General features: G+C 40.5%; 19 protein-coding genes and 4 pseudogenes. 3 read left to right on the top strand and 20 right to left on the bottom strand.

Annotated elements, in window-relative coordinates; genetic code table 11:
* Positions 1-40 precede the first annotated feature (40 nt).
* From rbfA to pyrH, 15 genes and pseudogenes are all read right to left on the bottom strand, one after another.
* Complete coding sequence (gene rbfA / locus PROCOU_RS03165) at positions 41-385, bottom strand: 30S ribosome-binding factor RbfA (protein ID WP_036069580.1); 345 nt, start codon at positions 383-385, stop codon at positions 41-43.
* Positions 386-399: 14 nt separating this feature from the next.
* Positions 400-678, bottom strand: a complete 279-nt coding sequence (locus PROCOU_RS03160; protein WP_036069579.1) for a DUF503 domain-containing protein — start codon at positions 676-678, stop codon at positions 400-402.
* Positions 675-2,960, bottom strand: a complete 2,286-nt coding sequence (gene infB, locus PROCOU_RS03155; RefSeq protein ID WP_036069578.1) for a translation initiation factor IF-2 — start codon at positions 2,958-2,960, stop codon at positions 675-677. The genes PROCOU_RS03160 and infB overlap by 4 nt, the downstream gene beginning before the upstream one ends.
* 22 nt (positions 2,961-2,982) lie before the next feature.
* Complete coding sequence (locus PROCOU_RS03150) at positions 2,983-3,285, bottom strand: YlxQ family RNA-binding protein (protein WP_036069577.1); 303 nt, start codon at positions 3,283-3,285, stop codon at positions 2,983-2,985.
* Positions 3,275-3,556, bottom strand: a complete 282-nt coding sequence (gene rnpM, locus PROCOU_RS17020) for an RNase P modulator RnpM (RefSeq protein ID WP_077913308.1) — start codon at positions 3,554-3,556, stop codon at positions 3,275-3,277. Before rnpM ends, PROCOU_RS03150 begins: the two co-directional genes overlap by 11 nt.
* Positions 3,557-3,578: 22 nt before the next feature.
* Positions 3,579-4,700, bottom strand: a complete 1,122-nt coding sequence (gene nusA / locus PROCOU_RS03145) for a transcription termination factor NusA (protein ID WP_036069576.1) — start codon at positions 4,698-4,700, stop codon at positions 3,579-3,581.
* A 30-nt stretch (positions 4,701-4,730) separates the two neighbouring features.
* Positions 4,731-5,200: pseudogene (rimP, locus tag PROCOU_RS03140) on the bottom strand (ribosome maturation factor RimP).
* Positions 5,201-5,400: 200 nt separating this feature from the next.
* On the bottom strand, positions 5,401-9,738 hold the full coding sequence (locus PROCOU_RS03135; RefSeq protein ID WP_036069575.1) for a PolC-type DNA polymerase III: 4,338 nt from the start codon (positions 9,736-9,738) through the stop codon (positions 5,401-5,403).
* Between the two features lie 185 nt (positions 9,739-9,923).
* Positions 9,924-11,636, bottom strand: coding sequence for a proline--tRNA ligase (locus tag PROCOU_RS03130; RefSeq protein ID WP_036069573.1), 1,713 nt, complete (start codon positions 11,634-11,636; stop codon positions 9,924-9,926).
* A gap of 69 nt (positions 11,637-11,705) precedes the next feature.
* Positions 11,706-12,971 (bottom strand): RIP metalloprotease RseP, encoded by a 1,266-nt coding sequence (gene rseP / locus PROCOU_RS03125; protein ID WP_036069572.1) that lies wholly within the window; start codon positions 12,969-12,971, stop codon positions 11,706-11,708.
* A 10-nt stretch (positions 12,972-12,981) separates the two neighbouring features.
* Positions 12,982-14,124 (bottom strand): 1-deoxy-D-xylulose-5-phosphate reductoisomerase, encoded by a 1,143-nt coding sequence (locus PROCOU_RS03120; protein ID WP_036069571.1) that lies wholly within the window; start codon positions 14,122-14,124, stop codon positions 12,982-12,984.
* Positions 14,125-14,139: 15 nt separating this feature from the next.
* On the bottom strand, positions 14,140-14,940 hold the full coding sequence (locus tag PROCOU_RS03115) for a phosphatidate cytidylyltransferase (protein ID WP_036069570.1): 801 nt from the start codon (positions 14,938-14,940) through the stop codon (positions 14,140-14,142).
* A gap of 12 nt (positions 14,941-14,952) precedes the next feature.
* Positions 14,953-15,711: an isoprenyl transferase gene (locus PROCOU_RS03110; RefSeq protein WP_036069569.1), complete on the bottom strand. Its 759-nt coding sequence runs from the start codon at positions 15,709-15,711 to the stop codon at positions 14,953-14,955.
* Positions 15,712-16,125: 414 nt separating this feature from the next.
* Positions 16,126-16,683 carry a ribosome recycling factor gene (gene frr, locus PROCOU_RS03105; RefSeq protein ID WP_036069568.1) on the bottom strand — a complete coding sequence of 186 codons (558 nt, stop codon included), beginning with the start codon at positions 16,681-16,683 and terminating at the stop codon, positions 16,126-16,128.
* Between the two features lie 2 nt (positions 16,684-16,685).
* On the bottom strand, positions 16,686-17,414 hold the full coding sequence (pyrH, locus tag PROCOU_RS03100; protein ID WP_036069567.1) for a UMP kinase: 729 nt from the start codon (positions 17,412-17,414) through the stop codon (positions 16,686-16,688).
* A 189-nt stretch (positions 17,415-17,603) separates the two neighbouring features.
* Here pyrH and PROCOU_RS18765 point away from each other — a divergent pair.
* Both PROCOU_RS18765 and PROCOU_RS03090 read left to right on the top strand, forming a co-directional pair.
* Positions 17,604-18,182 (top strand): annotated as a pseudogene (locus PROCOU_RS18765) (glycerophosphoryl diester phosphodiesterase membrane domain-containing protein); the annotation flags it as partial.
* A 40-nt stretch (positions 18,183-18,222) separates the two neighbouring features.
* Positions 18,223-19,392 carry a glycerophosphodiester phosphodiesterase family protein gene (locus PROCOU_RS03090; RefSeq protein ID WP_077913307.1) on the top strand — a complete coding sequence of 390 codons (1,170 nt, stop codon included), beginning with the start codon at positions 18,223-18,225 and terminating at the stop codon, positions 19,390-19,392.
* A 325-nt stretch (positions 19,393-19,717) separates the two neighbouring features.
* On the opposite strand, the pseudogene tsf reads toward PROCOU_RS03090, so the two are convergent.
* From tsf to PROCOU_RS17680, 5 genes and pseudogenes are all read right to left on the bottom strand, one after another.
* Positions 19,718-20,604 (bottom strand): annotated as a pseudogene (gene tsf, locus PROCOU_RS03085) (translation elongation factor Ts).
* An 84-nt stretch (positions 20,605-20,688) separates the two neighbouring features.
* Positions 20,689-21,474 (bottom strand): 30S ribosomal protein S2, encoded by a 786-nt coding sequence (gene rpsB / locus PROCOU_RS03080; protein ID WP_036069564.1) that lies wholly within the window; start codon positions 21,472-21,474, stop codon positions 20,689-20,691.
* Between the two features lie 188 nt (positions 21,475-21,662).
* Positions 21,663-22,871 carry a multicopper oxidase family protein gene (locus tag PROCOU_RS03075; protein WP_051994157.1) on the bottom strand — a complete coding sequence of 403 codons (1,209 nt, stop codon included), beginning with the start codon at positions 22,869-22,871 and terminating at the stop codon, positions 21,663-21,665.
* Positions 22,858-23,067 carry a hypothetical protein gene (locus tag PROCOU_RS17400; RefSeq protein WP_149023612.1) on the bottom strand — a complete coding sequence of 70 codons (210 nt, stop codon included), beginning with the start codon at positions 23,065-23,067 and terminating at the stop codon, positions 22,858-22,860. The genes PROCOU_RS03075 and PROCOU_RS17400 overlap by 14 nt, the downstream gene beginning before the upstream one ends.
* Positions 23,068-23,287: 220 nt before the next feature.
* Positions 23,288-23,440 (bottom strand): hypothetical protein, encoded by a 153-nt coding sequence (locus tag PROCOU_RS17680; protein ID WP_159101178.1) that lies wholly within the window; start codon positions 23,438-23,440, stop codon positions 23,288-23,290.
* Positions 23,441-23,912: 472 nt separating this feature from the next.
* Here PROCOU_RS17680 and adhE point away from each other — a divergent pair.
* Positions 23,913-26,514: pseudogene (gene adhE / locus PROCOU_RS03070) on the top strand (bifunctional acetaldehyde-CoA/alcohol dehydrogenase).
* Positions 26,515-26,523: the final 9 nt, after the last annotated feature.

Here is a 26,523-nt window from a genome sequence, read left to right as displayed (position 1 = left end):
AGACGTCCGCAAAAACCGGCACCTACCCTTTCCCTGTTTCTTATTCGTTATCGTTTAGACCGCGTAATAAGTCATCGATATGGTTTCCGTAAGCCACAGAATGATCGATTTCAAAAAATAGTTCTGGGACTTTGCGCAAACGAATGCGAGTTCCTATTTCGGAGCGAATAAACCCGTGCGCTTTTTCGAGGGCTGCTAAGGCATCTTTTTGGCCTTTTTCTTCGCCTAGAACAGAGACGAACACAGTTGCTTGTTGCAAATCACCTGTTACGTCAACGCCTGTTACAGTAATAAAACCGATGCGAGGATCTCTTAATTTGCGGTTAAGGATATCGCCCAGCTCTTTTTTCATTTGCTCTGCTACACGATTAGCTCTAAGATTCATATTTTCACCTCATTTTACAAACTTTCCATTGTTGTTTTGCCTCGTTCCCATTCTGGAAATGAGTCGAGGAATGCTAGAACGGTACCTGCGACTTTCTCGGCTTGATTACAGGACTCGGAAACCACAGCAAATCCAATGAGGGATCGCTGCCATTTGTCTTGGAATCCAATTTCAGCAATGGAAATATTAAATTTTTGGCCAGCGCGTGTTAGAATACGCTTGATAATGGCTCGCTTTTCTTTTAATGTTTGTGGCGTTTGCAAAAACCACTCGGACTCGATGTAACGAATCATTTACGTTCAATTTCCTCCATGATGTATGCTTCAATTACATCATCTTCTTTAATATCGTTAAATTTATCGATAGTAATACCGCACTCGAAACCTTTGGCTACTTCTTTTGCGTCATCTTTAAAGCGTTTTAGCGTACCAATTTCGCCTTCAAACACAACGATACCGTCACGAATAACACGAACGCCACTATCGCGTGTGATTTTACCATCAGTAACGTAACAACCCGCGATTGTTCCGACTTTCGATACGTTAATTGTTTGACGTACTTGGGCTTGACCGATAATTTTTTCTTGGAATTCTGGATCAAGCATCCCTTTCATCGCAGCTTCGATTTCGTCGATTGCTTTGTAAATAACGCGATGTAAACGGATATCAACGCCTTCATTTTCAGCACCTTCACGCGCTTGTGTCGTTGGGCGAACGTTGAAACCGATGACAATGGCGTTTGATGCAGAGGCTAGTGTAATATCAGATTCATTAATAGCACCAACGGATGTATGGATAATTTTCACGTTAACGCCTTCTACATCGATTTTGCGTAGAGATGCCGCTAATGCTTCGACTGAGCCTTGTACGTCGGCTTTGATGATAACGTTAACTTCTTTCATTTCGCCAGCTTTCATGTGCTCAAATAGGTTTTCAAGACTCACACGGTTTGTTGCAGAACGTTGCGCAACAACAGCGCGGCTTGCACGGGCTTCACCAACACTACGAGCTGTTTTCTCATCTTCAAAGACTACAAAACGGTCGCCAGCTTGTGGCACATCGCTAAGCCCAGTGATTTCAACTGGTGTACTCGGTCCTACTTTTTTTACGCGACGTCCGATATCATTGACCATTGCACGAACACGTCCGAAAGTATTACCGACAACGATTGGATCCCCAACGTTTAGTGTACCGTCTTGAACTAGTAGAGTTGCGACAGAGCCACGACCTTTGTCTAGTTCTGCTTCGATAACACTACCGATAGCAAGACGATCTGGATTTGCTTTCAATTCTTCCACTTCGGAAACGAGTAGAATCATTTCAAGCAACGTATCTAAACCTTCCCCAAATTTTGCCGAGATTGGTACAAAAATCGTGTCACCACCCCACGCTTCAGGGACTAATTCGTATTCGGTTAGTTCTTGCATCACGCGATCTGCATTGGCCTGTGGCTTATCAATTTTGTTGACAGCAACAATGATTGGGACTTCCGCTGCTTTCGCATGGTTAATCGCTTCAATTGTTTGTGGCATAACACCATCATCCGCTGCGACAACGAGGATGGTGATATCAGTAATTTTAGCACCACGAGCACGCATTGTTGTAAAAGCTGCGTGACCAGGCGTATCTAGGAAGGTGATTTTTTTGTTGTGGACTTCTAGTTGATAGGCACCAATGTGTTGCGTGATTCCACCGGCTTCACCAAGAGTTACTTTCGTGTTGCGCAGGGAATCAAGTAGCGTTGTTTTACCATGGTCAACGTGACCCATAATTGTTACAACAGCTGGACGCTCGACTTCGTTACCTTTATCTTCTTCGGCTGCTTCTTCAAAATAAACATCTAAATCTGTGATATCGATTTTGATTTCTTCTTCTGCTTCTACGCCATACTCGCTACACACTAGTTCAATGGCATCTTTATCTAGGCTTTGATTAATTGTTGCTACAACACCTAGCAAGAAGAGCTTTTTGATAATTTCGGATGGCTCACGGTATAGTTTACGTGCTAATTCACCAACTGTAAGTGATTCTGAGAAAATGATTTTTTCTGGAAGCTCTTTTGGTTTCGGTGGTGTTGGTGGTACAGTACTGTGATTACGTTTTCCTTTATACTTGGTGTTGTTTTTGCGACCACGATTTTGATTGTTGCGATTGCCACCTTGGTTACGGTTTCCACCACCTTGTGCGTTCCCCCCTGGTCGGTTTTGCCCGCCACTGTTGTTTGGGCGATTTTGACCACCAGTTGTTTTATTGCCACTTGTAGCTGGTTTTGCTGTACCCTGTGATGTTGATTTATTTGTATTTGTTGGTTTGGATTGATTCGATTTATCATTCATATTTGGCTTATTAGACCCCTTACTTTGACCTGCTTCGTTTGATTCTTTTTGTTGGCTGCTTGGCGCGGCAGATTCTTTGTTCGGTCCAAGCAATGTTTTGTCGAGTTGTCGTAATGCATTTTCGTTAATGGTAGACATGTGATTAGCAACTTCAACGCCTAATCCTTGCAATGTCTCGATGACTTTTTTACTAGGTATTTGGTGTTCTTTTGCGTATTCATATACACGAACTTTACTCATGTGACACACCTCCGTTAAGATTTCACCCGAGTAGTTCCGTTAGTTTTGCCGCAAATCCTTTATCCATTACCGCGATAATGGCTCTTGCATCTTTGCCGATCGCACCGCCTAGTTGCTCACGGGTACCGGCTTTCACAAGCGGGACATCGTAATACTGGCATTTGTTACGGATTGTTTTCTCGGTTTTTTCTGATATATCTTCTGAAATGATGACGAGCCGTGCTTTTTGACGTCTCACTTCTTTTAAAACTAATTCTTCGCCAGTAACGAGTTTGCGAGCGCTATAAGCTATTCCAAGCAAGGAATAGGCTTTGTTATAATCCATGACTTGCTCCTTCGATTGTTTTTACGTAATCGATGAGTTGATCGTAAAAACCTTCTTGTTCTGGCATCTTCATTTGATGAAAAATACTGTTTTTCTTTTTAGCTTTTTCTGCAACCTTGCTATCTATTAAAATATAAAAGCCACGACCAGGCGCTTTTCCACTGGGGTCTATCGTAAGTACACCATCTTTGGAGTACGCAATACGTAAAAGTTCGCCTTTTGGTCTGCGTTCACCGGTTACAATACATTTTCTTAAGGGAATTTTTTTTATTACGCATCAGCTGGTCACTCCTCTATTCTTCATCGTCAGCTATTTCGTTAGCCATATCAATATCAACGCGTTCAATAATAGGTCCATCAGGGCGCGGATAAATACCGGCTTCTGTAGCGACAGTTTCGCTCTTAATATCAATTTTCCACCCAGTTAGCTTAGCAGCTAGACGAGCATTTTGGCCACGTTTACCGATAGCTAGGGAAAGCTGATAATCCGGCACGACAACGGTTGTTGCTTGCTCTTCTTCATTGACAATGACATCCAATACTTTAGATGGGCTTAATGCGTTTGCCACAAACGTAAACGGATCGGCAGACCATTCTACGATATCAATTTTTTCACCTTTTAGCTCGTTGACAATAGCTTGAACGCGGGCGCCCTTTGGACCTACGCAAGAACCAACTGGATCAACTTCTGGATTTTCTGTGTAGACAGAGATTTTAGAGCGATCTCCGGCTTCACGAGCAACGGATTTAATTTCTACGATACCTTCATAGATTTCTGGAACTTCCATTTCAAATAGTCGTTTTAGAAGACCTGGATGCGTGCGAGAAACATAAATTTGCGGACCTTTAGTCGTTTTCTCAACTTTTGTCAAGTATACTTTGATGCGGTCATGGGCGCGATATGTCTCATTTGGCATTTGCTCATTTTGAGATAGAATCGCTTCGATTTTACCTAAGTTTACATAGATAAAACGAGAATCTTGGCGCTCTACAATACCAGTCATAATATCATCTTCACGATCGATAAATTCGTCGTAAATGATACCTCGCTCTGCTTCACGAACACGTTGCGTCACAACTTGTTTTGCTGTTTGTGCTGCAATTCGGCCGAAATCTTTTGGCGTTACTTCTAACTCTACAATATCACCAACTTTGAAAGCTGCGTTAATTTTGTGAGCTTCTTCCACTGAAATTTCTAGGCGAGAATCAAATACTTGATCAACTACATCTTTGCGCGCTAACACGTGCATTGTGCCCTTATCTAAGTTTAAATCTACTCGTACATTTTGTGCTTGGTTGAAGTTTCGTTTGTATGCAGACACGAGTGCTGCCTCAATCGCTTCAATAATCACATCACGTGAAATTCCTTTATCATGTTCTAACACATGAAGAGCATCTAATAGTTCTGAGCTCATTCTTTTTTCAGCTCCTTTAATTTATCGCTTTTAAAATTTAATTGCTAATCTTGCTTTGGCTACTTTGTCTTTCGGAATTTCACAGACAATTTTACGTGTCTTGTCCAAAATTTCAACAGTTAGCGTGATGCCATCATATTTTGTAAGTGTTCCTTCCCACATTTTACGGTCTGCAATCGGTTCGTAGCTTGTAATGTAAACCCACTTACCGACAGCAGCTTCAAAATCTTTTTTCCTTTTTTTAGTGGTCGTTCTGCGCCTGGTGATGATACTTCCAGAAAGTAGTTTTGTGTGATTGGGTCATTTTTGTCCAAGATTTCACTTAGTCTCTCGCTAACCAAGGCGCATTCGTCAATATCAATGCCGTCCTCTTTATCTAAAAATACCCTCAAATACCAGTGCTTTCCTTCTTTTTCAAACGCTAAATCGACCAGTTCCAGTTGAAGCTCCGTTGCAATTGGCAACACGATTTCTTCAACTTGTTCAAGAACTTTACTCATTTTAGCCTCCTTTAGTATATCTGACAAAGCTAGTATTGCCAGTTGTTTACGACAATCTAACCATGCAAAGTTGCAAAAGGAAAGAGTGGGCATCGGCCCACTCTTGGTTGAGTTATCGTAATTTCATTATTAACTATAACACAAACATACACTCTTCGCAAACATTAGGCCCTTCACTGCCTGATATAGAGCCGATGTTTTTAGAATAAAGAAAGCTGATTTTGGTCGGGTAATCCATCTAGACAACCTTGATCATCCATATATTGAATGATTGTCTTCGATACTTTTCCGCGCTGCTGTAAGTCTTCTTTTGACAAGAATTCACCGTCTTCGCGTGCTGCAACAATAGATTTGGCAACGTTTGTACCTAAGCTGGGAATTGCATTGAATGGTGGAATTAGCTGATCCCCTTCAATAATAAATTCGTCAGCGCTTGACTTATATAAATCTACTTTTTGGAAGGAGAAGCCACGTGCAAGCATTTCATTGGCAATCTCAAGAACCGTTAACAAGCTCTTCTCTTTCATAGATGCTTCCAATCCTTTGGCGTTAATTTCCTGCATTTTTGCTTTCGTTGCTTCTTTCCCATTCACCATCGCTGTGAGATCAAAATCATCGGCGCGAACTGTAAAATAGGTGGCGTAAAAGAACAATGGGTGATGAACTTTGAAATAAGCAATCCGAACAGCCATGAGAACATATGCTGCAGCATGGGCTTTCGGGAACATGTATTTAATTTTTTTACACGAATCAATGTACCAATTTGGCACCTTATTCTCAATCATCGCAGCTTCCATTTCTTCACTAAGACCCTTCCCTTTACGCACTGACTCCATGATTTGGAAGGCAAGCGAGCTGTCAAGACCTTGGTAGATCAAGAAAACCATGATATCATCACGACAACCGATAACCTCAGCAAGTGAGCAAATATCGTTCTTTATGAGCTCCTCAGCATTTCCAAGCCATACATCTGTTCCATGGGAAAGTCCGGAAATTTGAACAAGTTCTGAGAATGTCGTTGGTTTAGTTTGTTCAAGCATTTGACGAACAAAACGTGTTCCGAATTCAGGAATGCCAAGTGTCCCTGTTTTGGAGTCGATATCTGCTGGTTTTACGCCAAGCGATTCCGTTGAACCAAATAGTTTCATCACTTCCTTGTCATCAGTCGGAATTGTTTTCGGGTCGATACCGCTTAGATCTTGAAGCATCCGAATTGCGGTTGGATCATCGTGTCCGAGTATGTCAAGTTTTAGAACATTATCATGAATCGAGTGGAAGTCAAAATGGGTTGTTTTCCACTCCGAGTCCGTCGCATCAGCCGGGAATTGGATTGGTGAGAAGTCATAGACATCCATATAATCTGGGATAACAATAATCCCCCCAGGATGCTGGCCAGTTGTTCTTTTTACGCCAGTACAACCTTGTACAAGACGATCAACCTCAGCCCCTCGGATTGTCATATTCATATCTCGCTCGTAATTTCGAACATAACCAAACGCCGTCTTCTCGGCAACCGTACCAATTGTTCCGGCACGATACACATAATCCTCACCGAAAAGCTCCTTCGTATAAGCGTGCGCAACCGGCTGGTATTCACCAGAAAAGTTCAAATCGATATCGGGTACTTTATCTCCTTTAAAGCCCAGGAAGGTTTCAAATGGGATATCTTGCCCTTCTTTTGTGAGCGCTGTGCCACATTCTGGACAATCTTTGTCTGGCAAATCAAATCCAGAACCAACAGAGCCATCATCAAAAAACTCGGACTGTTTGCAGTTGGGACAAATATAATGCGGTGGCAATGGATTTACTTCCGTAATTTCTGTCATGGTCGCGACTAAGGAAGAGCCAACAGAACCACGTGAACCTACGAGATATCCTTCGTTAAGCGATTTTTTCACAAGTTTATGCGAGATTAAATAAATAACTGCAAAACCGTGACCAATGATGCTTTTCAACTCTTTTTCAAGACGCGCCTCGACAATTTCAGGTAATGTTTCGCCATAGATGCTACGTGCCATCGTATAGCTCATATTGCGAACCTCATCTTCTGCCCCTTCAATTTTCGGTGTATAGAGATCGTCTTTGATTGGTTTTAAGTCATCCATCCAATCTGCTATAAGATTGGAGTTCGTGACAACAATTTCTTTTGCTTTTTCTTCCCCTAAAAAGGCAAATTCAGCAAGCATTTCATCCGTGGAGCGGAAATGAACATCTGGAAGTGTTGCACGATTAAGCGGGTTTGCCCCGCCTTGAGAATGAATCAAGATTTTACGATAGATTTTGTCATTTGGATTCAAATAGTGGACGTTCCCTGTTGCGACAACAGGCTTACCAATTTGTTCACCGACTTTTACCAAGTTACTAATAATTTCTTCGAGGGCTTTCTCATCACGGACTAATTCTCGTTCGATCAATGGTGCATAAACTGGTTTGGGCTGCACCTCAATGAAATCGTAAAAAGCCGCCACTCGTTCTGCATCCTCCATTCCTTTTTGCATCATTGCTTCAAAAATTTCACCTTGATTACAGGCTGAACCAACGATAAGCCCCTCTCTCAGTTTATTGAGCTCCGATCTTGGAATTCTAGGAATACGGAAAAAATAATTAATCTGTGACATCGATACGAGCTTGAATAAATTTTTCAGTCCGACATCGGTTTTGGCATAAATGGTCGCGTGAAATGGGCGAGCCCGCTTATATGCATCCCCTTCCCCCATGTAATTGTTAAACTGGTCATGGAAATCGATATCGCGCATTTCTTTCGCGTCTTTGATTAGCTTCCAGCCGAGATAAGCGGTTGCCTCTGCATCAAAAATAGCACGGTGATGTTGTTCTAAAATAATGTTGAATTTCTTCGTCAGCGTATTCAAACGGTGGTTTTTAAAATGGGGATAGAGAAAACGGGCTAGTTCTAGCGTATCGATAACCGAGTTCTCTGCTTTTTCAATGCCTACTTTCGTGTAAGCTGTATTGATGAATCCCATATCAAATGAAGCATTGTGCGCAATTAGAATCGCATCGCCAGACCAATCTTTGAAGTTCTGTAACACGACTTCAATTGGATCCGAGCCTTTAACCATGTCATCCGTAATCCCCGTCAAATTGATTGTTGTAGCTGATAATGGGTGACCTGGATCAATAAACGCTTCAAATTTATCGATAATTTCACCGTCTTTCATTTTGACACCGGCAAGCTCGATGATTGTGTCGTAAACTGCGGACAAACCGGTTGTCTCAACGTCAAATACGACATAGGTAGCATCTTTTAATCCAGTGTGACGCTCATTGTAAGCAATTGGTACACCGTCATCAATCAGGTTGGCCTCAATACCATACAAAATTTTGACACCATTTTTCTTCCCCGCCCCGTATGCTTCTGGAAACGATTGAGCCACGGCATGATCTGTAATCGCAATTGCCTTGTGCCCCCAGTCAGCAGCCTGCTTCACGAGATCCGCGACAGAGGACGTTGCATCCATTTGACTCATCGGTGTATGCAGATGTAGCTCTACGCGTTTCTCCTCCGCTGTATCCAAACGCTTCACACCAGCAATCTCATTTACATCTTGTGCCATCATAATCAAGTCACGAACGAACGTATCCATTTGAACGCTACCACGAACGCGGACCCACATTCCCTTTTTCATGTTCTGGAACATTGCAGCATCCTCATTATCTCGTGAAAACATTTTAATAATGATTGAGCTCGTATAATCAGTAATTTTAAATTGTAATAAACTACGGCCACTGCGCAACTCACGAATTTCTGTTGCAAACACATAACCTTCTACTGTAATCCGACGTTCTTCGTCATAAATATCGCCAAGCGCCTTGCGCTCCTCATCATCCTTGATTTTATATCCGATTTGGAATGGTCCAGACGGCGCAGCTCCACCTCCGCCATCGCCATTCGCTTGCTGCTCTGCCCTTTTTTGCATGACCTGTACAGCTTCTAATGCTTTTGCCTGATCCTCTTTCTCTTTGGCTTCTACAAAAGCTTTATAATGCTCCGTTTCCGATTGATCTAACAAATTCGTGCGCAACATCATCGTTGGGAAGCCTTTTTCACGTAAGCTCTCCGCAATTGCTGGTTGGAAACGCTGGGCAATCGTTGTTTGTTCCATCTCGTTATGTACCCGAACTTCCATCAAGTTTGGTGCTGTAAATGTAGGTTTTTGCTCAATCAACAGCTGGCCAATCATTGGTGATTGCTTTGCAAATGGCGTAATCGTATCATTCCAATAATCTTCCACCAAGCGCTCTGTCACCGTCTCATCCCGCACGTGAATCCGCATTGTTGTTTGTGCGATCTGTTGAAACGCCTGATTCATTCCCACACGCATCATTTGAAATAGTTCAAACGGCAAAATTTGTGCGACTTCCAGATGGAACTCCCAAACCTTGTTAGCTTTATCTACAACCAGTTTCTCGATTTTCCCACCTTGCGTAAAATCTTGAAATACGGCATCATTTCCTAATCCAATTTGCTGCAACAAAATTTGGAATCGTTCTTGTTTTTCTGCATCTGTAATAGACATCTCAACAACTCCCTTTCGTAACTTAACAAAAAAACGTCTTCCCAGTTTGAAATACAACACCTGACTGTATTTCACTCGTAAGACGGCTTCGTTTTCAACTCATTTTGCACGAAACAAATAGCTCTACACAAAATCAGGTGAATACGAACGCTTGTCGTCGATTCACCCAATTCATTTACTAAATACTATGCATTCTCGCCTAACAAAATCGGTAATGTGTTCATAAGTTCCTCTTTGCGAACTTCAATCATTTCACCTGTTTTACGGATCTTCACTTCAACAATGCCTTCTGCTGCCTTTTTACCAACAGTTACACGCATTGGTAGCCCAATCAAATCAGCATCAGCAAATTTTACACCAGCACGTTCTGGGCGGTCATCTAGCAAAACAGAATAACCCATTTCTTGTAAAGAAGCGTAAAGCTCTTCGGCAAAGGAAACTTGTTCTTCGCTCTTCATATTAACAGGTATTAAGTGCAAATCAAGCGGACTAATACTGCGGTCCCAAACGAGGCCAGAATCATCTGCTTGTTGTTCAGCAATTGCCGAAAGCAACCTCGAAACCCCAATGCCATAACAGCCCATAATAAACGGGTTGCTCCGACCGTTCTCATCCAAGAAAGTTGCATCCATCGCTTCACTGTATTTCGTTCCTAGTTTAAAGATATGACCAACTTCAATGCCTTCAGCAAATTTAATCACGCCATGTCCATCTGGAGACAAATCTCCTTCTTGAATCAATCGCAAATCAAAATACGTATGCACGTTAAAATCACGTTTTGGCTGTGCGTTAATCATATGATAGCCTTCTTCATTCGCACCAATCGCTGCATTTACTATATCTTGTACATCATTATCCGCAAAAATACGGACATGTGCCGGTACACCGATTGGGCCTAGCGAACCAAATCCGGAACCGAGTAATTCTACAGCTTGATCATTTGTTGCTAATTCAACCGTTGTAGCTGATAAAGCATTTTTGATTTTGATATCGTTCACTTCATGATCTCCGCGTACGAGCACCATAATTATTTCTTCTTCATCCAACATGTAAAGCATCGATTTCACTGTTTTTTCAACAGGAATATCTAAAAATGATACAATATCCGCAATTGTTTTTTGACCAGGTGTTTCAACTTTTTCGAGTTCACCTGCCTCTTCATGCGATTTCTTTTCCATATACATCACTGGAGCCATTTCAACGTTCGCTGCATAATCAGAAGCATCACTATAAGCAATCGTATCCTCGCCAATATCTGAAAGTACGATAAACTCTTTCGTCTCATTGCCACCGATGGAGCCTGAATCTGCAATAACTGCACGAAAATCTAATCCACAACGCGTGAAAATATTCGAATACGCTTGGTACATTTTATCATACGTTGCATCCAAACTTTCTTCCGTAGCATGGAAAGAGTATGCATCTTTCATAATAAACTCACGACCACGTAATAAGCCAAAGCGTGGGCGTAATTCATCACGAAACTTCGTCTGAATTTGATACATTGTCAATGGTAAGCGTTTATAAGACTTCACCTCATCACGTAAAAGCGACGTAATCACTTCTTCGTGTGTTGGGCCAAGCGCGAAATCACGTGAATTGCGATCCTTCAAACGCATCAATTCCGAGCCATAATCTTCCCAACGACCTGATTCCTGCCAAAGTTCTGCTGGTTGCAATGCTGGTAGTAATAATTCCACTGCATCGATTCGATTTAATTCTTCACGAATAATAGTTTCAATTTTTTGTAGTGTTAATTTGGCGAGTGGTAAATAACTGTAAATCCCGCTAGCCGTTTGTCGGATAAATCCTGCACGCAGTAACAATTGATGATTTTTTACCTCCGCATCAGCAGGCACTTCTTTCAATGTTGGAATAAAACTTAATGTTTGACGCATGTTAACACCCCTATTTTTTTTATCTTAAAAACCACATGAGCAATACGCTCTTTAATCTCCCTGTTTATCTTAGAAAAATGCTCGCTGAATATCATTCCAAGTTACGAGCAACATAAGCACCATCAATAATGCAAAACCAATGAAATGTACCATGCCTTCTTTTTTCGGGTCTAGTGGCTTCCCACGAACTAACTCGTATAAGAAGAACAGTAATCGTCCGCCGTCAAGCGCTGGCAACGGAAGTAAATTCACGATTCCTAAGTTGATGCTCAGAACAGCTGTCCAATTAAGTAATGTCAAGAAACCGTAGCTCACTACCTCTTGCGTAGACGTATAAATGCCAACCGGTCCATTCAACATGTTCAGCGAGAAGTCGCCGGTTACCATCTGTCCAAGCACATGGCCAATTTGCGTTATCCAGAACCAAGTCTGTGTGAAGCCATACGTGATTTTTGTCCAGAAAGAATCAGACCCTGGTTGTGCGACACCAATCTTGCCGACACTTGTACCATCTTGGGTTTTCTCGGCTTTTGGTGTGACCTCGATATCCTGTGTTTTACCGTCACGATCGACTTTGAAATCAAGTTCTTTGTTAGGGCTTTTTTCAACTGTAGAAAAAATATCTTGCCACGAATCCATTGCCTTACCATTAATTGAAATAACTTCGTCGCCCTGCTTCAAACCAGCCTCTTGTGCCGCACCGTTATCCATAACTTGTCCAATTTCAGGCTCATTCGAAGGAACGCTTCCTGAAACAAAAGCAAGAATTGTAAAGATTATAATAGCTAAAATAAAGTTGAATAACGGTCCTGCAAAAATAGTCATCGCACGTTTACCAAGGGATTTCGATTGAAAAACACGGTCATATGGCGCAATAATTGTCTCTATTTTGCCATCAATAACAACAGCATCACTTGCCACCTGATAACGAACAATTCTCTCTTCATCGTATTCTTCATAACCTTCAATAAAAAGCTCTTTTTCAAGATCACTTCCAGAAACCTCGAGCGGCTGCACATCTTGATATTGATCCTTTCCATTGATAATAATCTTTGTTACCATCTCATCGTCATTTAAAATCAAGCCAACACGATAGCCTGGTTTCAGTTCGACTACCTCTCCGTCCTCACCAGCCATTCGAACATAACCACCGATGGGAAGAAGTCTTAATGTGTACTGTGTTTCTTTTTTGCGGTAAGCAAATATTTTTGGACCAAAACCGATTGAAAAATCACGAACTAGAATACCAGATCTTTTGGCAAATAAGAAATGGCCGAGTTCATGAAAGAACACGATTAGACCAAAAACAAATATAAACGCAATAATAGTTGTCATTGTTTCACCTCTATAATAGTGTCTTCACGTATGCACGTGTTTCCTGATCTACTTGGAAAATTGTTTCCAAATCAGGATCTTGTATTACCTTATGGCGGTTCATTGCGTTTTCAACGAGCGCCTCAATATCTTGAAAAGCAACTTGACCATTTAAAAAGCCGGCAACAGCAATTTCATTCGCCGCATTTAAAACAGAAGGCATTGTTCCACCTATTTTACCAGCAGTATATGCTAATTTCAACGCTGGGAAACGATGTAAGTCCATTTTATCAAAATGAAGCGTGCCAAATTCCGTAATATCAAACGGTTTGTTGAATGAGATACTTGCACGTTCCGGGTATGTCAATGCATATTGAATTGGGACACGCATGTCCGGCAATCCGAGTTGTGCAATATGACTACCATCTTTAAATGCTACCATGGAATGAATGACACTTTCTCGGTGAATGACGACATCAATTTTATCGTAGTCTAAATCAAACAACCAGTGCGCCTCGATAACTTCTAGCCCCTTATTAAACATCGTCGCAGAATCAATTGTAATTTTATTCCCCATCGACCAGTTTGGATGCGCTAAAGCTTCTGCAACTGTCACATCCTTTAACTGATCTCGCGTTTTATCACGAAAACTTCCGCCAGAAGCTGTCACAATCAATTTATCAATATTTGCCGGATTTTCTCCCTGTAGACATTGAAAAATTGCAGAGTGCTCACTATCAACGGGAACTAAACGCACGCCTTTTTCTTTCGCTGCACGCATCACCAAATGTCCCGCTGTTACTAGCGTTTCTTTGTTAGCAATCGCAATCTCTTTCCCGGCTTCAATCGCATCTAATGTTGGCTGTAAACCAACACTTCCCATCACCGCATTAATCAATATATCGCCATGACTATATGTCGCAACTTCTTGCAATCCTATCGCGCCATAATATACCTTAATCTCAGGAAATTCCACCTTTAATTTATCATAATCTCGGCGATGTTCTACTGATACAATTTCTGGTTGAAACTCATTAATAACAGCCCTTCCTAGTTTCATATTGCGCCCAAACGAGAGCGCTACAACTTGGAATAATTCTGGATGTTCCCTAACAATCGCAAGTGTCTGGCTTCCAACCGAACCTGTTGCGCCTAATAAATTAATTTTTCTCATCAGTACACCTCTATTTTATAAAATTTGAAGTATATGTAGTAGTGGCAAAAGAAGCGGTAACACAAATAATAAATTGTCAAATCGATCTAGTATTCCGCCATGACCTGGTAATAACTTTCCAGAATCTTTCACACCGTAATAACGTTTAAGAGCCGATTCTACTAAATCTCCAAGTTGACCGAAAATAGATAGCACTATAATTAAGCCAGCAATAACAACTGGATTTCCACCTAACCCCATGTATAAATAGTACCCACCGGCAATCAACACTGCAAAAACAATACCACCAACAAAGCCTTCCACCGTCTTATTCGGACTTACATTTGGTGCCAATTTATGTTTCCCAATCGAGCGACCTACAAAATATGCCATCGTATCTGTCATCCATACAATCAACAGAGCAAAAATAACATACTCCAATCCAGCATTCCGCGTCTCCGCAAGATAGTGAAAACCAAGCCCCGTATAAAACGCTGCTAAAACGCCAATCCCGACTTGATCAAAATGATAACGATTCTTTGAAAATACTGTGTAGGATAACAATAATGCCATGCAGACAAATATGATTTCCATCTGGGTAATGCTATATTCCTCAAGCCAATCGATGAACCACGTCGGTGCCGCAATAATGAGTGTTAAAACGAGCGTGATAATCCCGTTCACCGAAAATAAATGTTGCTTTGTCATCACTAAAATTTCATATAAAGCAATTGCTGCCAACAGCATACTAAGTAGTTCAAATGGCAATTTCCCATAAATTACAAACGGCAGGAACACCGCTAAAGCTACGATTGCTGTAATAATTCTTGTTTTCACAATATATCCTCCCTATAAACCACCGAAGCGTCTCGAACGATTCTGATACTCCACAACCGCCTGCTTAAAATCGTCTTCCCTAAAATCTGGCCAATGCGTCTCCGTAAAATAAAACTCGCTATACGCAAGTTGCCATAACATAAAATTACTGAGTCTAAGCTCGCCGCTTGTTCGAATTAATAAATCTGGATCTGATAAGCCAGCACTCATCAAATGCTTTTCCAGACATTCCTCTGTCAAATCATTTGCAGTAAGTCCTGCATCCAATAACTCGCGCATCGCTGCTTGGGTTGCCGTCACAATCTCAGCTCGTGCTCCATAATTTAACGCAAAGTTCAAAACAAGGCCAGTATTCCCCTTCGTTGCCTCAATTGCTCTCTCTACTGCATCCAATGTGTGTTGTGGCAATTCTTCTTTATAACCCATCACATTGACACGAACATTTTCTTCCATTAGCTCTGGAATAAACGTATCAAAAAATTCACCCGGCAGCTTCATTAGAAAGTCCACTTCATCATTCGGTCGCTTCCAATTCTCCGTAGAAAAAGCGTACAATGTTAGTACATCGACACCAAGCGAATTCGCATAGCGCGTCATCCGCTTAACAACTTGCATTCCTTCGCGGTGCCCAGCAACTCGAGGCAAAAAACGTTTCTTCGCCCATCTTCCATTTCCATCCATAATAATTGCAACATGACTCGGCAAAGGAAGTTCTGCTGAAATTTCACTATTTATCTCATTCTCATCTTGACGAAATATTTTCTTAAACATGTTCTTTCCTCCAATAGAATTACCAAGAGTCGGCACGTCTATACTTATAATAACAAAAATAACAGCAATTATGTACTATAAACTTGCTCAAAATAAATAAGAAATCGATGAGAGAAGCTCTGATATGGTATTTTCAATCACTATTCTTACTAAGAAATAACCGCTTCATGCATATTGATAAGGCTAGTTAAGTGCCCTTGATATGCGTGAAGCGGTTGAAAATCATCGCTTACCAAAACTTAGAAAGCTTCAAAACGTACTGCATGTATAATCATACACTGCAGTTAAGCATCTCCAGATTTTTCATCAAGAGACAAGCATTCAAAATTTGCGAGCCTGCCACAAAAACAAGTGCTGGTTTTTATTATATTCCCTGCTAATTTTTTTATGGCATAGTGGGCTCTTTTCAGCTGTTCAGACTTCCATTATTTCTTCTTCTTTACTCTTCGCAATCTCATCAAGTTTCTTAATGCTTGCGTCAGTCAGTTTTTGCACGTCTTCTGTGAAATTACGTAAATCGTCTTCCGTAATGTCGCCAGCTTTCTCTAATTTCTTCAAATCATCATTCGCATCACGGCGCACGTTACGAATCGCAACTTTTGCATCCTCTGCTTCTTTTTTCACTTCTTTTACTAACTCTTTACGGCGTTCTTCCGTTAGTTGTGGAATCGCGATACGAATAACTTCACCGTCGTTATTTGGCATAATTCCAAGATCACCTTTTAAAATTGCTTTCTCGATATCGCCCAGTGCTGTTTTATCATATGGTGAAATCATCAATAAGCGTGCTTCTGGAACGCTTACGGCTGCTAATTGGTTGATTGGTGTTGGCGCACCGTAATAATCAACCGAAATGCGGTCAAGCAGGGATGCGTTGGCACGGCCTGCGCGGATTGATCCTAGTTGGTGTTGTAATGCCTGCTCTGATTTAGCCATTTTCTCTTTTGCTTGTGCTAATACTTCTTTACTCATCGTTATTTCCTCCCTCTTACTATTGTCCCTATTTTTTCGCCTAAAATAACACGTTTGATATTGTTATCTGTCTCTTCAAACGAGAAGACGATTAATGGAATATCATTATCCATACTTAGTGATGAGGCCGTTGTATCCATGACCTGTAAATCATCTTTAATCACATCTAGATACGATAATTCATCATATTTAACTGCGCTGTCATCCAATTTTGGATCAGCACTATAAACACCATCGACATTGTTTTTCGCCATCAAAATGACCTCAGCCTCGATTTCAGCTGCGCGCAATGCCGCTGTTGTATCCGTTGAGAAATAAGGGTTCCCAGTTCCCGCTGCAAAAATAACAACGCGCCCTTTTTCCAGATGCCGAATCGCTTTACGTCTAATATACGGTTCAGCAATCTGCCGCATATCAATGGAAGTTTGAACACGTGTAGCAACACCAACGTTCTCCAGTGAATCTTGTAAGGATAAAGAGTTCATGACCGTTGCAAGCATGCCCATGTAATCTGCTGCTGCGCGATCCATCCCCATCTCGCTTCCTAGCTTACCGCGCCAGATATTACCGCCACCGACGACAATAGCGACTTCCACGCCAAGTTCTACGACTTCTTTCACTTGTTGCGAGATGGAGTTTACGACGCGAGGGTTAATCCCAAATCCTTCCGTTCCTGCTAAAGCTTCACCACTAAGTTTCAATACTACTCGTTTATATTCTGGGGTATCCATATTGACCTCCATCTACTTTCTATTTGGCTCATTCCTAACACTCGGAATAATTCCATCATATTCTATAATACTAAAAAAACGCCTCAAGCAAAAGCATTTTCATACAAATTTCAAAAATAATCTTTTCATGCTACTAATTATTGTTAACTTATCGTATAATGAAAAACAGAAATAAGGGGGAGAAATTGAATGAACACAATCAAAATTTGGCAAACCTTGAGGACTTCTTTATTTTATACCCGTTTTAACTCATGGTACTACATAAAATTTGTATTTGTTTTACAAGCAATGATTCTTTTACTAGCTTTTCCATTTTTAGCTTTATTTTTCAGCTTTATGACGACATCGCTTGGCTATGATAGCATAACGGATCAGAATATTTTAGAATTTTTGCGAAATCCACTTGGTTTGCTATTTGCAATTATTTTTGGGTTACTGGCTCTGTTTTTTATTTACCTTGAATTATCTGTTTTGATACTTATAACCTATTATCACCAGCAACAAATCCCATTCACCATCCAAATGATTCTTCGCAAAATCATGCAACAATCCAAATATTTGCTATCTTATCAATTCGTCTTTTTTCTATTATATTTCGCATTGATTGTTCCGATTGCGGGAATGGGGCTACATTCTGAATTAACAGACGGAATTTATATTCCAAACTTTATTGTAAACGAACTACTAAAGTCTACTTCTGGCAGTATTTTATACTTTAGTTTTATTGCTATCGTGATTTACATTAATATCCGATTAGTTTTTTCGCTGGAGATTTTTTTTGACAAGAAAATGCACAATTTTTCAAGCGATGAAGCGGAGTTGGTCAATTACTCGCTGGCAAACATGGCGTATTGTAGCCATTTTCATAATTATGTCACTTGTCGCAGCTGGTCTGCTTTTTATCGCTTTTATGATTTTTCTCCTACCGACTATTTTAGCAGAACAGTTGTGGTCACCGGCAGCACCGGTTGTAGCTGGAATATCGCTGACGCTGAGCCAGATATTCTTTATTGTCGCCTTCACGATTACCCCTATTTACGTTGCGCATGCTGTTAATTTTATGTTTTTAACGCGTGAAAATAAAGTCATATCACACAAACAGATGCAAGTCGTGAAAAAGAAGCATCGCAAGTCCTTTTATGTCATTATTACCGCTTCAGTCCTTGCTCTGATAACGGTTAATGGTTTCTATTTGACCGAAATAACATATAGCGATAACACGCAAATCATCGCCCATCGCGGATTGAAAAGCGCCGGCGTTGAGAATTCACTTGAATCGCTTCATGGCGCTGCAAAGATTGGTGTAGACTTTGTTGAAATGGACGTACTTGAAACGAAAGACCATCAGTTTGTTGTGTTTCATGATACCAATCTAAGGAGAATGGCAGGCATAAATCGGAATATACGTGATATGACGTTAGCCGAGTTAGAGAAAGTAACAATTCGACAAGACGGCTTTACATCAACAATTCCATCACTAGAAACCTATATTGAACACGCAAAAAAATGGAATATAAATCTAAATATCGAAATTAAAACACACGGCGGTGAGTCCAAAGATTTCCTTGCTAATTTTGAAGAGATAGTGCAAAAACATGGTGTAGAACGCGATTATATTTACCAGTCGTTGAATCGAAATATTGTAGAAACAATTAAAGAACGTTATCCAACCATGCGTGTTGGTTTTATTGTACCACTTAACTTTGGAAACTTGGTGAATGTCAACGCAGATTTCATTGTTATTGAAGAATTTTCATTTAGCGCTAGCATACAGAGGCAAGCTCGTGAGCGCAATATGGATTTGCTGGTATGGACAATTACAACCCCTGAAGCTGCCCGAAAATACATGCTCGCAGACGTTGATGGGATTATTACAGAAATACCTGAGGAAGCTATGAAGGTGCAAGAGGATTTGAGAAATGATCAAGCAGTTAGCACAAAGTTAGCAGATGCAATTGATTTGTTGACTAGTAATTAGAAAGGAAGCAAGGCGTGGTAGATATATCATGCTTTGCTTTCTTTTCGATTTAAAATATATTAAAGAACCAATTCCGTGCGAGAATAGCGGTCAATTAAATTACTTAAAATAGAAACCGCCGATTGATACTGATTATATGCAAACTTTGATCCGAGTTTGACTTACTGTATACAACAAATTGTGCTTTCAATTTATATGTGAAGAGAAAGAAATGACACCACAAGATTCACATAAAAATAATAGCTGGCTTCTGAAAAACAGAAAAACCGCTATTCTCAACGAATAACGATTTTTCTAAAATCATATAAAGCCACCTAAAATGGTCTTATTTTTTCACTTGATTCATAACTTCTTCAACAAAGTTATCTTCTTTTTTCTCTAAACCTTCGCCGACTTCAAAGCGAACGAATGATTTGATTGTAGCACCTTTTTCTTTAACGAATTGACCTACAGTTACGTCTGGATTTTTAACAAACGGTTGATCTTCTAGGCTAATTTCGCTAAGATATTTTGTTAGGCGACCTTCGACCATTTTCTCAACGATATTGGCTGGTTTGCCTTCGTTAAGTGCTTGTTCTGTAAGGATTTTTCTTTCGTGCGCAATTTCGTCTTGGGAAACATCATTACGTGAAATGTATTTAGGGTTAATTGCAGCAACGTGCATTGCAACATCTTTTGCGACTGCGTCATCAGAAGTTCCTTCAAGAACAACTAATACCCCGATACGTCCACCCATGTGAATGTATTCGCCAAATGCATGATCTGCAACTTTTTCTTTAATTTCAAAACGACGAAGAGAGATTCTTTCACCGATTTTTTGGATTGCTTCGTTGATATAGTCTTGTAAAGTTTGGCCGTTTGGCATTTCTGTTTTCAACGCTTCATCCAAGTTGTCTGGACGAACAATTAGTAATTGGTTAGAAATGTCTTTTACTAACTGAATGAATTGATCGTTTTTAGCAACGAAATCTGTTTCCGCATTAATTTCAAGCACTGCAACGTGTTTATCATTACTAACAACACTTGTCATACCTTCTGTGGCGATACGATCTGATTTTTTTAGCAGCTTTTGCGATACCTTTTTCACGTAGGTAGTCAATTGCTAAATCCATATCTCCATCTACTTCTACTAATGCTTTCTTACAGTCCATCATACCTGCACCAGTTTTTTTCACGTAGTTCTTTTACCATTTGAGCTGTAACGTTAGCCATTTACAATTCCTCCTAATATAAAAATCTTTGAAAAAAGGTGATAAGAGATTGCCACTTATCACCTTGTTGGTTTTAGATCAGTTCTTATGCTTCTGTAGTTGGTTCTTCAGCTACTGGAGCTGGAGCCGCTGCAACTGCTTCTTCAACAACTGGCGCTTTTACTTCTTCTACAGGAACTTCTTGCTCTTCACCTTGGTTTACTTCGATGATAGCATCAGCCATTCTAGCAGTTAAAAGTTTAACCGCACGGATAGCATCGTCATTTGCAGGAATTACGTAATCAATTTCATCTGGATCACAGTTTGTATCAACAATACCGATAATCGGAATATTTAATTTACGAGCTTCTGCAACAGCAATACGTTCTTTACGAGGGTCAACGATGAACAAAGCATCAGGAAGACCTTTCATATCTTTAATACCGCCTAGGAATCTTTCAAGTTTTTCTTGCTCTTTTTTAAGAAGAACAACTTCTTTTTTAGGAAGGACTTCAAAAGTACCGTCTTCTTCCATTTTTTCGATTTTCTTAAGATGTTTAATACGTTTTTGGATTGTTTCAAAGTTTGTCAATGTTCCACCTAACCAACGATGGTTAACAAAATATTGACCTGAACGAATCGCTTCATCACGAACGGAATCTTGCGCTTGTTTTTTAGTTCCTACAAAAAGGATTGTTCCACCGTCAGCAGATACTTCTTTCATAAAATTGAAAGCTTCGTCTACTTTCTTAACAGTTTTTTGCAAATCGATAATGTAGATACCGTTTCTTTCTGTGAAGATGTATTTCTTCATTTTTGGGTTCCAGCGACGTGTTTGGTGGCCGAAATGTACCCCAGCTTCTAGCAATTGTTTCATTGAAATAACAGGCATGTTATTCCCTCCTATGGTTTTATTTTTGCGGATTTCTCCGCCCTCCACATGAATCAACCAACCAAAGACTTGAAATCAAGCACCCTTTGGACTGTCCTCATGTGTGTGTGATGTTTTAACACCGTTTACTATAATAGCACACAATACCGCCTATGACAAGTGTTTTGCTCTGTTTTTGAGATTATGGTTTATTCATGCGTGTGGCCTGAAAATGGCGTGTAAACATTATTATATTGAAGATGCATCATCATACCATTGGTGGCATGATCCAAGTTATGACAATGATCCATCCAAATACCAGGATTATCTGCTTTAAAAGCCACTTCGTACGTTTCTCCTGGTTTCACATTTAGCGTATCTGTCCACCAGGGGCTACCTGTTGTTGCCGCACCATTTCGCGTCAATACCAACATTTTATGCCCGTGTAAATGCATTGGATGGTGACTGTAACTACGATTTACAAAAGTTGTCTTCACTAAATCTCCCTCATTTACCATTAACATCGGTGTGTTTGGATATAACTCCCCGTTAATCGTCCACAAATGATGCACCATTCCATCAAAAAAAGCCAATTTGCTATCAAAAACCATCGTAAATAATCGGTCAAAGCCATCTGATGCATCCAGTGTTGTCGCTTTTTTCTCTCCGTATTTCTCCGGCTTGAAAACATTGTCTGGAATTTCTGTCGATGCTTTTGTGTTCTCCCCCGTAGACTGAAACACCCAACCACCAGTCGCATCTTTTGCATCAAATAAACAGACAGCATGATTTGGCATTGTGAACGTAATATCCATCCGACCACCAGCTGGAATTTGTAGATAGGTTTCTTTTAAATCTGTAGGCTTGTGAATCAAGTTCCCATCTATCGCTGCAATTTGAAATGTTGTACCGTTCAAAATTAGTTTTTGTGGCTTATTATGCGCATTTCCAAGACGTATTCGTACATTTGTACCCGGCTTGATATTTTTAGGCACCTTTCCATTCGCCGGAAGTAAGGCGCCAGATGAATCCACATATTTCGGTGCAACAAATCCTACAATTTCAAGCTCTTCTTTCACTTGCTTTTTCGGTTCTACAATAAATGAGCCAAATAAACCATGCCCTACTTGCTCCGATGATTGATTGTGTGAATGATACCAAAATGTTCCTGCAGTATCCGCCGTAAAGCGATACGTATAACTTTCGCCTACTGCTACTACTTTTTGTGAAATATCCGGCACACCATCCTCAGCATTGGGAACGTCATATCCGTGCCAATGAATTGTTATACCATCCTCGATATTTTTATTAGTCAGTGTTACTTCCACCACGTCTCCTTGCGTTACCCGAATCGCTGGCCCTGTCAGCTGACCATTAAAAAGCCACAGTTCCTTCTCTGAGCCATCAGGAACGCTCATGTTTTTTTTTTGCGGCAGTAAAATCGTATTGTTTCGTAACAGCCGTCGCATCAGGTCCCGTCAAAGTCGTTACATCAACAGACGGCTTTACACTAGTCACTTTTCCACCACCCCAATTCCCCTGCATCGCGTGTCCCTCATCCTGCATGGCCTTCGCATTCCACAACAATGAAATGAAAATAAAGCCCAAAATCATAAGCACACTCCCTATAACAATCCAGTGCCTATAAAAACGTCTGCCAAACCATTTATCCCAAGCATACAGTAGAATGAAAACGAGAATAGGTAGTCCAAAACATTCAAAATATGTCCATCCATCCGGGAAAGCAGGTATTTGGAATGTAATCATATAAACAGCAAACCATGACACAAAAACCGCATATCGTTTTACCAGTTGTCCCCATACACTCCGATCCCTAACAGTCACCAATAAAATAAACGGCGAAACCACCATCGGCGCTAACATTCCAAAAATCTGTCGTATAAATTCCCACCCGATGCTCCAAGTAGCTACCAACGCTAATCCAAGCCACGCGAGCAGAAAGAAAATATTCAGTAACGTGAGCCACCGCCTGCCTCTAAAAAAGAAAAAACTGACCATAATACTGCCATGCCAATCAGTAACAATACAGAGCTTCCAAAAAACATCATATACATAGCTATGTAATCCCCTTCTTCTATTATAGTGTTACTCCAAAATAAGTATACTATAAAATGCACAATCTTTCTTAGTAAACTCTAACTGAATTTTGATGAGTCGCTAAGAGCCAGGCTAAGGGAATCACCCCTTCTTAATTAAACTATATCCAATTTACTGCTACCCCCTTTTTAGTCATGTCTTTTTTACTATTTTAAAAATCAAGTGAATATATTCACAATAAATACTAGACAAAGAGTTTGTGAAGTGTTACACTTACTTTGTAAATAAGAAATCCAAGAAGATAACGGCGAGTCGACCGCCGCAATTTTTTTGAAATAACAGGGACGAAAAATGTCGCTAGAGGTCGTTTTTTGTCCCGATACTAATTGGAGGGTTCACAAATGGCAATGAAAGAAAAAGCTGTTAATGAAGAATTAGAGGTTCAAAAAGTAATTAATACACTTGCAAGCAATGGACAAAGCGCACTTAAAGCTTTTGCCGATTTTGACCAAGAAAAAATAGATTATATCGTCCATGCGATGGCGCTAGCTGGTCTTGATCAACATATGTCTCTTGCTAAAATGGCGATTGAAGAAACTGGTCGCGGAATCTACGAAGATAAATGTATTAAAAACATTTTCGCAACAGAATATATTTGGAATAGTATTAAAAATGATAAAACAGTTGGCATTATTAATGAAGACAAACAAACTGGTGTCGTTGAAATCGCTGAACCAGTTGGTGTCATTGCTGGTGTAACTCCTGTTACGAATCCAACATCTACTACACTTTTCAAAGCTATCATTGCAATCAAAACGCGCAACCCAATCATTTTCGCATTCCACCCAAGCGCTCAAAGATGTTCTTCTGAAGCCGCTCGTGTAGTGTACGAAGCAGCCGTTGCAGCAGGTGCTCCAAAACATTGCATCCAGTGGGTTGAAAAGCCTTCACTAGAGGCTACAAAACAATTGATGAACCATAAAGATGTGGCGCTCGTTCTTGCTACTGGTGGTGCTGCCATGGTTAAATCCGCGTATTCTACTGGTAAACCAGCACTTGGCGTTGGTCCTGGTAATGTTCCAGCTTATATCGACAAAACAGCGAAAATCAAACGTGCAGTCAACGATTTGATTTTATCTAAAACTTTTGACCATGGTATGATTTGTGCATCTGAACAAGCCGTAATCGTTGACAAAGAAGTCGCAAAAGCTGTAAAAGACGAAATGGAAGCGAACAAATGTTACTTCGTCAAAGGTGCTGAATTCAAAAAACTTGAAAGCTATGTTATCAATCCTGAGACACATGCGTTAAATCCAAACGTTGTAGGAAAATCTCCTGCTTGGATTGCGAACGAAGCTGGATTTAAAGTTCCAGAAGATACTAAAATGCTCGTAGCTGAGATTAAAGGTGTGGGCGATGCTTACCCACTGTCTCACGAAAAATTAAGCCCTGTTCTTGCTTTTATTGAAGCAAAAGACCAAGCAGAAGCTTTCAATCGTTGTGAAGAAATGCTTGTATACGGCGGTTTAGGTCACTCCGCAGTTATCCACTCTACAGATCGTGATGCGCAACTAGCATTCGGGTTACGAATGAAAGCTTGCCGTATCATTGTGAACGCACCATCTGCTCAAGGTGGAATCGGCGACCTTTACAACGGCTTCATCCCTTCCCTAACACTAGGTTGTGGATCTTATGGTAAAAACTCTGTATCACAAAACGTTAGCGCAACGAATCTTTTAAATGTGAAACGTGTCGCAGAACGGAGAAATAACATGCAATGGTTCAAACTTCCACCAAAAGTATTCTTTGAAAAATATTCGACTCAATATTTACAAAAAATGCCGAATATCGAACGCGTATTTATTGTAACAGACCCAGGAATGGTTCAATTCAAATATGTTGATGTTGTTATCGAACATTTGAAAAAACGTGGGAATGATGTTTCATATCAAGTTTTTGCAGATGTAGAGCCAGATCCGTCTGACGTAACCGTCTATAAAGGTGCTGAATTAATGAAAGACTTTAAACCAGATTGCATTATCGCGCTTGGTGGTGGTTCCGCAATGGATGCCGCTAAAGGTATGTGGTTATTTTATGAACACCCAGAGGCTTCATTTTTCGGTTTGAAACAAAAATTCTTGGATATCCGCAAACGTACATTTAAATATCCTAAACTAGGTGAAAAAGCACAATTTGTTGCCATCCCTACTACATCTGGTACAGGTTCTGAGGTTACTCCATTTGCAGTCATTACAGATAAAGAAAACAATATTAAATATCCATTAGCAGATTATGAATTGACACCAGACGTAGCAATTGTTGATGCTCAATATGTTATGACAGTCCCAGCTCACATCACAGCTGACACAGGTATGGACGTATTAACACATGCTATCGAGTCTTACGTATCGGTAATGGCAAGCGACTATACACGCGGCTTGTCTATGCGTGCTATCGAAATGGTCTTCGAATCATTACGTGCTTCTGTTCTTGATGCAGACGAAGATGCTCGTGAAAAAAATGCATAATGCTTCTGCAATGGCAGGTATGGCTTTTGCTAATGCTTTCCTAGGAATTAACCATAGTTTAGCACATAAAATTGGACCTGAATTCCATATCCCACATGGTCGTGCTAACGCTATACTTATGCCACATGTTATTCGGTATAATGCAACAAAGCCTAGAAAACATGCATTGTTCCCAAGATACGAATCATATCGTGCTGACCAAGATTACGCACAAATTGCTCGTGTCCTAGGATTGCCAGCTTCTACAACCGAAGAAGGCGTGATATCACTTGTTAATGCGATTATCAGCTTGGGCAAAGATTGTGGTATTGAAATGAGTCTGAAAGGTCAAAACGTTGATAAGAAATCATTTGATATGGTAGTTGATACACTAGCAGACCGCGCCTTCATGGATCAATGTACGACAGCGAATCCAGTTCAACCGCTTGTTTCCGAGTTGAAAGACATCTATCTGAACGCCTATAAAGGGGTTTAAGTTATAAAT

This window comes from Listeria rocourtiae FSL F6-920 (genome assembly GCF_000525975.1).
GTDB classification, from domain to species: Bacteria; Bacillota; Bacilli; order Lactobacillales; family Listeriaceae; genus Listeria_A; species Listeria_A rocourtiae.
Note: the sequence above shows the minus strand (reverse complement) of the source record. Positions and strands in the feature narration are given on the sequence as shown.